This is a genomic window from Nocardia acidivorans NBRC 108247 (genome assembly GCF_001625085.1).
Taxonomy (GTDB): Bacteria; Actinomycetota; Actinomycetes; order Mycobacteriales; family Mycobacteriaceae; genus Nocardia; species Nocardia acidivorans.
The window spans coordinates 47,465-55,599 of record NZ_BDAW01000064.1 but is presented as its reverse complement, the minus strand read 5'-3'; the positions used below and the strand labels follow the sequence as shown (position 1 = coordinate 55,599).

At 69.1% G+C, this 8,135-nt stretch carries 6 protein-coding genes and 1 tRNA gene; 5 read left to right on the top strand and 2 right to left on the bottom strand.

Annotated elements, in window-relative coordinates; translation table 11 throughout:
- The 3 genes from NA10_RS28065 to NA10_RS28055 all read left to right on the top strand — a co-directional run.
- Positions 1-939 (top strand): DUF4129 domain-containing protein (locus NA10_RS28065; protein ID WP_067573250.1); only part of this gene is annotated, 939 nt, incomplete at its 5' end.
- On the top strand, positions 936-1,937 hold the full coding sequence (locus NA10_RS28060) for an AAA family ATPase (RefSeq protein ID WP_373862435.1): 1,002 nt from the start codon (positions 936-938) through the stop codon (positions 1,935-1,937). The genes NA10_RS28065 and NA10_RS28060, both read left to right, overlap by 4 nt.
- 3 nt (positions 1,938-1,940) lie before the next feature.
- Positions 1,941-3,236, top strand: coding sequence for a DUF58 domain-containing protein (locus NA10_RS28055; RefSeq protein WP_067573246.1), 1,296 nt, complete (start codon positions 1,941-1,943; stop codon positions 3,234-3,236).
- 299 nt (positions 3,237-3,535) lie between these two features.
- On the opposite strand, the gene NA10_RS28050 is transcribed toward NA10_RS28055, so the two are convergent.
- Complete coding sequence (locus NA10_RS28050) at positions 3,536-4,321, bottom strand: RDD family protein (RefSeq protein ID WP_067573244.1); 786 nt, start codon at positions 4,319-4,321, stop codon at positions 3,536-3,538.
- A gap of 60 nt (positions 4,322-4,381) precedes the next feature.
- On the opposite strand from NA10_RS28050, the gene NA10_RS28045 reads away from it, so the two are divergent.
- A complete protein-coding gene (locus tag NA10_RS28045; protein WP_084515318.1) occupies positions 4,382-5,458 on the top strand; it encodes a stage II sporulation protein M in 1,077 nt (358 codons plus the stop codon).
- 681 nt (positions 5,459-6,139) lie between these two features.
- Here NA10_RS28045 and NA10_RS28040 read toward each other — a convergent pair.
- Positions 6,140-6,222 (bottom strand) — tRNA-Leu (locus NA10_RS28040).
- Between the two features lie 255 nt (positions 6,223-6,477).
- Here NA10_RS28040 and NA10_RS28035 point away from each other — a divergent pair.
- Positions 6,478-7,959 carry an FhaA domain-containing protein gene (locus tag NA10_RS28035; RefSeq protein WP_067573242.1) on the top strand — a complete coding sequence of 494 codons (1,482 nt, stop codon included), beginning with the start codon at positions 6,478-6,480 and terminating at the stop codon, positions 7,957-7,959.
- The last annotated feature ends 176 nt before the right edge of the window (positions 7,960-8,135 follow it).

Sequence of the window (8,135 nt, the reverse complement as noted above, 5' to 3'; positions counted from 1 at the left end):
GAGCGCTACCGCGCCGTCACCCGCGGGCTGGAACAGCGCGGCATTCTCGCCGAACAGCGCGCCCGCACCGCCCGCGAAACCGCGCACGCCGCCACCGCCGTCCTGCCCGAGGCGGCCGAACTGCCCTCGGCCGCAGACAGTTTCGACGAGATCGTGTACGGTGGCCGACCCGCCGCCGAAGCCGAGTACCGCAGGCTGGAGCAGGCCGATCAATTCTCGGTCGCGCCGCCGCCCAAGAACGCGCCGGTCGAGATCACCGAGGAACGCCGCACGGGTGGGAAGAAGCGCGGACCTCGCGCCAAGAAGGTCCGCGAACCGCTGGAACTGCCCGCGCTGCTGCGTGATTGGCGGTTCTGGGCCGGGGTGGGCGCACTGCTGGCCATCGTGCTGCTGGTCTACCTGGTGAGCCATATCGGCGCACCGCCACCGCGGCCCTCCAAGGAGCCCTACACACCGCCGCCGACCACGACCACCACACCGCCGCCCACCACCCGGCGCCCGCCGAACTTCGGTGCGGGGAACGACTCGATCTTCGAAACCCTGCCCGCCTGGGCGGCTTTCGGCGGCGCTCAGTTGCTCATCGCCTGGGGCACGGTGCTGTGGTGGCGCGGTCGCCGCCGTGGCTCGGTGGTGCGCGAACCCCTCCCGGTGGAGGCTCCCGCCCAGGAGGTGCTCGCCGGACAGGCCGGGCTGTACCGCAAATCTCGCGATCACGACCATGTGGCGGCGAAACTGCGAGCGGCCACCCTGCGACGGCTGCGGCCCGCGCTCGGCGTCACCGCCGAAACCACACCCGAACTGGTGATCGCGGGCCTGGCCGCCCGGCTGCGCGCGGACCCGGCCACCCTGCGCGCCGCCCTGTACGACCCGGTCCCGGACCGGGGTGCCCTCGAACTCGTGGCCGCACAACTCGAATGGATCGAAGCGGAGGTCTTGTGACCCGATCAGAGCCCACAGTCGTCGTGGACGGCAACCACACGCCGACACCCGAACAGGCCCAGCAGGCACTGCTGGCCCTGCGCGCCGAGATCGGCAAGGCGGTGGTCGGCAACGACCAGGCGGTCATGTACCTGGTGCTGGCCCTGCTGTGCCGGGGTCACGTGCTGCTGGAAGGCGTTCCGGGCGTGGCCAAGACGCTGCTCGTGCGCGCCCTGGCCACCGCCCTGGACCTGGAGCACACCCGCATCCAGTTCACCCCGGATCTGATGCCGGGCGATGTCACCGGTTCGCAGATCTACGATCCGCATTCGGCGGAATTCACCTTCCGGCGCGGACCCGTCTTCACCAACCTGCTGCTCGCCGACGAAATCAACCGCACCCCACCGAAAACCCAGTCCGCGCTGCTGGAATCCATGCAGGAGCGCCAGGTTTCGGTGGACGGCGTACCGCAGGCGCTGCCCGATCCGTTCGTGGTGATCGCCACCCAGAACCCCATCGAGCAGGAGGGCACCTATCCGCTGCCGGAGGCGCAGCTGGACCGATTCCTGTTCAAGGTCGAGGTCCAATTGCCCGGGCGCGAGGACGAATTCCGGATTCTGCAACGCCATGCCGCCGGATTCGATCCGCGCGATCTGAACGCCGCCGGACTGCGGCCGGTGGCCGGGGCCGCGCATATCGCCGCTGCCCGCAGGGCCGTCGCCCAGGTGACGCTGAGCCCGGAAGTGCTGGCGTACATGGTCGACCTGTGCCGTGCCACCCGCACCTCCCCCGCCGTCGCGCACGGCGCGTCCACCCGCGGCGCGACCGCGCTGATGGCGGCGGCCCGCGCCTTCGCCTGGCTCAACGGTCGCGGTTTCGTCACCCCCGACGATGTGAAAGCCGTTGCCACCACGGTACTTCGGCACCGTTTGCAGCTGCGGCCCGAACACGAGGTGGAGGGCGTCACCGCCGAAGGGGTGATGGCATCGCTGCTGATGTCCGTCCCCGTGCCGGTGTAGACCGTGGTCGTCACCGGCCGGACGGCTATCGCGGCGGGCCTGGCCGCACTCTTCGTCACCTTGGTCCTGCCCTCGTGGATCGGTGTGCTGACCGCCACGTCGGTGCTCGCGGTGCTCGTGATCGCCGATGTCCTGCTCCTGGGTTCGACAGCGGCACTGGAGCTTTCGCGCGCTCCGCTCACCACGGTGCGCGCCGGACGCGGGATCGAGGTCGAGCTCACCGCGCTGAATTCCGGTGACCGCACCCTGCGCGGCCGACTCTGGGACGACTGGCCCGCCAGCGCGGGGGCCAGGGAGCAGGTGCACGCGCTGAAACTGCCGCCCAACACCAGGATTCGACTGCATACCGAGCTCACCCCGGCCTATCGCGGCGAGCGCGGCGCCGGTCCGGTCACCGTGCGCCTGCTCGGCCCGCTCGGCATGGCCGGACGACAGGTGCGCCGAGAGGTTCCGGCGCGGCTGCGGGCACTGCCGCCGTTCCGCAGCGAGAAGCTGCTCGCCTCCAAAGTCAAACAGCTGCAACAGCTCGAGGGCCGCAATACCGTCAACCGGCGCGGGCAGGGCACCGAATTCGACTCCTTCCGCGAATACGTCGCCGGCGACGATGTGCGCACCATCGACTGGCGGGCCACCGCGCGCGCCACCGATGTGCTGGTGCGCACCTGGCGGCCCGAACGCAATCGGCACGTGGTCATGCTGCTGGACACCGGACGGGTCAGCGCGGGTCGCGTCGGCGACGGCACCCGCCTGGACGCCACCATCGAGGCGGCGCTGCTGCTCGGCGGACTCGCGGCCGCCGGCGGTGATTCGGTGGACCTGCTCGCCTACGACAACGCGCTGCGCGTGCAGGTGCGCGGGCTCGGCGGAAAACGCTTGCAGTACAAGCTCATGCACGCGCTCGCGAGCGTGACTCCGCAACTGGTGGACACCGACTACCAGGGCCTGCTGCGCACCACCCTGCGGCGTGCCCGCCGCCGCAGCCTGGTCGTCTGGTTCACTCACCTCGATGCCGCCACCGTGCAGGAGGGCCTGCTCCCGGTCCTGCCCGTCCTGGCCGAACGCCACCGCGTCCTGATCGTCGCGGTCACCGATCCGGATGTCGCGGCCGCCGCCACCCGCCGCTCCGACCACGACGACCTCTACGCCGCGGCCGCCGCCGAGACGGTGCTCGCCGAACACGCGGTCGCCCGGGAAACCCTGCGCCGCATGGGCGTCCGCGTCATCACCGAATCCCCCGACCGCCTCCCCGGCGCGCTCGCCGACGAATACCTGGAGCTGAAACAAACCGGCGCGATGTAAACGAAGGCGCGCAAGGGAATTCGCGATACGGGCGCAGTACCTCCTCACCCCGGCGCGTTTTGGCGCAGCCTCTCGTCATCCCGGCGCGTTTTCGGCCGGGATCCACACCCGCAGGGCTGCAACCGGTTTGGTGGATCCCGGCTGAATGCATGCCGGGATGACAGGGAGGGGCCATGCCGGGGTGACGAGTGACTCCCTGTCAGGCGACGGCAGGTGACTCCCTGTCAGGCAACAGCGGATGACTCCCTGTACGCGACGGCAGGTGACTCCCTGTCACGCAACGGCGGATGACTCCCCCGTCAGGCGACAGCGCGCCGGTCTACCGCGTGGTCCGGCTTCGGCGGGGGTGGGAAGGCGCGGCGCTGACGTTCGGCGAGGACCGCGCCCAGGATCTGGATGGGCGGGTAGCCGTTCAGCGGTGGCGTGCGCAGCCGGGCGCAGACGGTGATGACCAGGGCGCGGCCCAGGCGATCCTGCGCCTCGGGCGTCAGGGTGCGCACGCGGGTCAGGTACTGGCGCATGGCGACCGCGAGTTCGTCCGGAAGGCCGGTCATATCGAGTTGGCGGGCCCAGCCCTGCAACCAGGGCACCGGAATCACCAGCGCCGCGAAGGGCAGCCGACTGCGATCGTGTACCACCACCGTGCCCGCGAGCACGTCGCCGACGCGGCGGGCGTTCGGCGAGCACAGCGAGACCACCACCGCGATCAACCCGGTGCCCAGGATCCAGAAGTCCACGATGCCAGCCAGGCCGCGGGTGACCGCGTGCCGGAAGTCGATCGGGCCGCCGTCCGCGCACACCACCCGCAGGCCCAGCGCCATCTTGCCGAGCGACCTTCCGCGCGTGAGGGTTTCGCTGAGCACCGGATAGCCGATCAGGGTGAGCGCGATGACCACCACCAGCATGGTTCCGATCCACGCCGAATCCGCGTCCCAGCGGAACAGCAGATACAGGCACAGGAAGAACAGCATCGCCCCGAGTACCACCTGGATCATCAGGTCGAGCAGGAACGCCGCGGCCCGCGTGGGGATGCGCGCGATGGGCAGTTCTACGGCGACTGCCTCGCCGGTGGTGAAAAGGGCCATGTCACTCCTGCTGGGGGGCGACTAGCATTCTTCCGAGCCGAGGCACAGGAAGGCAACCGAATGGACCTGGACGCGTATACGTTCCTGCACCGGCCTTCCTGGGACCGGCTGGATCATCTGGCGACCCGCCGCAAGCGACTCTCCGGCGCGGAGACCGACGAACTGGTCCGGCTGTACCGGCTCGCCTCACAGCAGCTGGCCCGCCTGCAATCCCGCTCGGCCGATGCCGAATTGGTGGCCGGACTCTCCGCGGTGCTGACCCGGGCGCGCGGCCGGGTGCTGGGTGCGCGCACCGATACCGCGCGTGAGATCGGCCGCTTCTTCACCCACCGCTTCCCGGCGGCGGTGTATCGCGCCCGGCCGTGGTGGATCTCGGTGGCGACACTGTTCCTGCTCGCCTCGACCGCGCTGGGCGCCTGGGTGGCGCGTTCGGAGTCGGCGCGACGGCATCTGGGCCTGGATACCGATACCGACCGGTTGACCCGATCGGGCGGTGAGTTCGAGACCTACTACTACGAACACCCGCACGATGCCTTCGCCGCCAAGGTGTGGACCAACAATGCCGCGGTCGCGGCCGTGGCCCTGTTCATGGGGGTACTCATCCTGCCCGCGGTCTACGCGCTGGCCATGAACGCGCTCAATGTGGGCGTGAGCGCGGGCCTGATGGCCGACGCGGGCCGTCTGGACGCCTTCTTCGGGTACATCCTGCCGCACGGAATGCTGGAGCTGACGGCCATTTTCGTGGCCGGCGGCGCGGGCTTGAAACTGGGCTGGACACTCGTGGACCCCGGTCGCGAAAGCCGACCGCAGGCCCTGGCGCGACAGGGTCGTGCCACCGCCGTTATCGCATTGGGGCTGGTCGGAGTCCTGTTGGTATCCGGATTTCTGGAGGGGTTCGTCACCCCCAGCGGACTCCCGACGGCCGTCCGGATCGGTATCGGCGCGGTCGCCGAACTCGGTTTCCTGGTCTATGTCGTCGGCTTCGGCCGCCGGGCGGTACTCGAGGAGGAGACCGCCACGCCGTCCGCCGATCGGTTCGGACCGCGGGAGCACATATCCGGCAACTTGCCGGGCGGCGCACCGGAAACGGTTGCGGGAGTGTTCGATTCGACACTGGTGGCAACGGCCCGGAAGTGATTTCCACTGGCCGCAGCGAGTCCGGCTCAGCTGCGGCCAGCGTTGCCGATGACTCTACACAATCGTTATGGGTACGCAACCTCCGACCTGCCGGGCGGGCGCATGCGTCGACCAGGCGAAATACCCTTGGCGCGAAGACAACCCGCCGCGTTCGCTAATTGCTGGCTCACGCTTTGCGAGCGGTCCGCGGAGGGTTATGAAACCCCCCGCGCGGTACCGTTCGGGACACGAGTTTCGACCCCTCGCACGGACACGGTGAACACCCCCGGCGTCCGGTTTGCCGATTACTACCGTCATTACCCGACATCGCCGGTTCAACCCGCGTTAAGCTGGCGTTTCGGCCCAGCTCGGCATCATTGCCCAGCAGTCGCCGAAGAGTAAACAAACCACAAGTTTGTTTAACTCTGTTTTGGCTAAACGAGCATCAGGCAATGGCCGGAGAAAATCGGACGCATACTCGAACCGGCACCTTCCGGCAATCGATTTTCATCCCTCCGCGGACCATCGGAGGCCACCCGGCAACGCCCCGGCCGAGGAGTTCACCAGCGTGTCTGCGATCTTCGTCACACCCGGTTCACACCGGGGTGAGGGTCGCCTACCCGCGAACCCAATGACGGCGGCGCGGACTGGGAGCGAAAAGCGAAGAGCCCCATCCGGTTTCGGATGGGGCTCTGCGTTCTGTGGGCGAAGGGGGACTTGAACCCCCACGTCCTTACGGACACTGGCACCTGAAGCCAGCGCGTCTGCCATTCCGCCACTCGCCCGAGCGACTGGAAGAACGTATCACGGGGTACGCGTCAAAAAGAAATCGCCTGGTTATCGGCGCTGGGGGCGGCCGATGGCGCGACGGGAACCCGGACCCGTTTCCAGGAGTTACAGGTGTGGACGATCGTGGATATCATGCAAAGACCGTGTCCCCGCGGCGACACGCCATGTCCGCGTGTCGCTTGACACCACAGGAGAACCAGACACGAAGCGCGCTTCACTCGAGGGAGCGTCCTGACCCGAGAGGAGGGGCGATGGGAATTGTTTCGCGATTCGAACGTCGCCTCCAGGGTGCTGTCGGCGATGTCTTCGCCCGTGTCTTCGGCGGTAGCGTGGTCCCGCAGGAGGTCGAGGCCGCCCTGCAACGCGAGGCCGCGGACCATGTCCAGGACCTCGGCGGCGGACATCTACTGGCGCCGAACAGCTACGTCATCACCATCAACGAGTCGGACCTGGGGCAGCTCGTCCAGGGCGAGGGACAGGCCGACCACGACCTCGCGGTACGCGCTTTCGCCAAACACTTACAGGACTACATCCGTGAGCAAGGCTGGCAGACGTACGGCGAAGTGCACGTGGAATTCGAGGCATCCCCTACGCTGCACACCGGACAGTTCAGGACACGCGGTCGAGTGGACCCGGACGCCGTCGGCGGTAGCGTCGACCGCCGGGCGGGTCCGGCGGTGGGACCTGAACGCACACCACGACCCAACCCGCAACCAGGAGCTGGCCCCATGACGCAGAACTCAGGCTACGACCCAAGCCGTGAGCCCGCGGAGTCCGATCCACGAAACCGCGGGTACGCGCCCCCGCCCGCGAGCCGACCCGCTCCGCAGGGCTACGGCGAATACGGCCGCGGCGGTGCCCCGCAGTACCCCGACCAGCAGCAGCCGGGTTACGGCGCTGCGCCCGATCAGCAGGGGTACGGCGAATACCAGAACGGCTACGACTACAACCAGCCCGGTGGCCCGGGCTACGGCCAGCAGCCGGCGTACGGCGAGCCGGGCTACGGCCAGCAGCCGGGCTATGCCGATCAGGCGTACGGCCAGCAGCCGGGCTACGCCGACCCGGGCTACGGCCAGCAGGGCGGGGGCTACGCCGATCCCGGTTACGGCCAGCAGCCGGGCTACGCGGACCCGGGCGGCCAGCAGGGCTACGGCCAGCAGGCGTACGAGCAGGGCGGCTACGGCCAGCAGCCGGGCTATGCCGATCAGGCGTACGGCCAGCAGCCCGGGTACGCCGAGCCGGGGTACGCGGACCCGGGCTACGGCCAGCCGGCCGGGTACGGCCAGGCCGGATACGCCGAGCCGGGCTACGCCGAGCCGGGCTACGCCGAGCCGGGGTACGCCGAGCCCGCCGCCGCGTACGGCGACGACCAATACGGCCAGCCCGCCGGGTACGGCCAGCAGCCCGCCGGGGCCGGTTATGCCGCGCCCGCGCGAAGCGGCTCCGGCTACTCCGCCACGCTGCAGCTGGACGACGGCTCCGGCCGCACCTACCAGTTGCGCGAAGGTTCCAACATCATCGGCCGCGGCCAGGACGCGCACTTCCGGCTTCCCGACACCGGGGTTTCCCGGCGGCACATCGAAGTTCGCTGGGACGGCCAGACGGCCATGCTCTCGGACCTCGGTTCCACCAATGGCACGCTGGTCAACGGCTCGCCCGTACAGGACTGGCAGCTCGCCGACGGTGATGTCATCCGCGCCGGGCATTCCGAGATCCTGATCCGGATCGTCTGATCCCGTAAGCTCGCGGTGCAGATCACGATACGGCGGGATTTTCCTCGCTCGTATCGTGATCGCAACCGGTCAAGGGCCCTATGATGCTGCCAATACTCGCGGCTCGACGGGCCGCGCCGACCAGGCGCACCGGTTGGGGGTCGCGGAGCTTTCTCCGTACTGACAGCCCGTACCTA

Excerpts from the sequence above, each read along its gene's own strand:
- NA10_RS28050 (WP_067573244.1), bottom strand. The coding sequence starts at position 4,321 with ATGGCCCTTTTCACCACCGGCGAGGCAGTCGCCGTAGAACTGCCCATC.
- NA10_RS28045 (WP_084515318.1), top strand. The coding sequence starts at position 4,382 with ATGGACCTGGACGCGTATACGTTCCTGCACCGGCCTTCCTGGGACCGG.
- NA10_RS28035 (WP_067573242.1), top strand. The coding sequence starts at position 6,478 with ATGGGAATTGTTTCGCGATTCGAACGTCGCCTCCAGGGTGCTGTCGGC.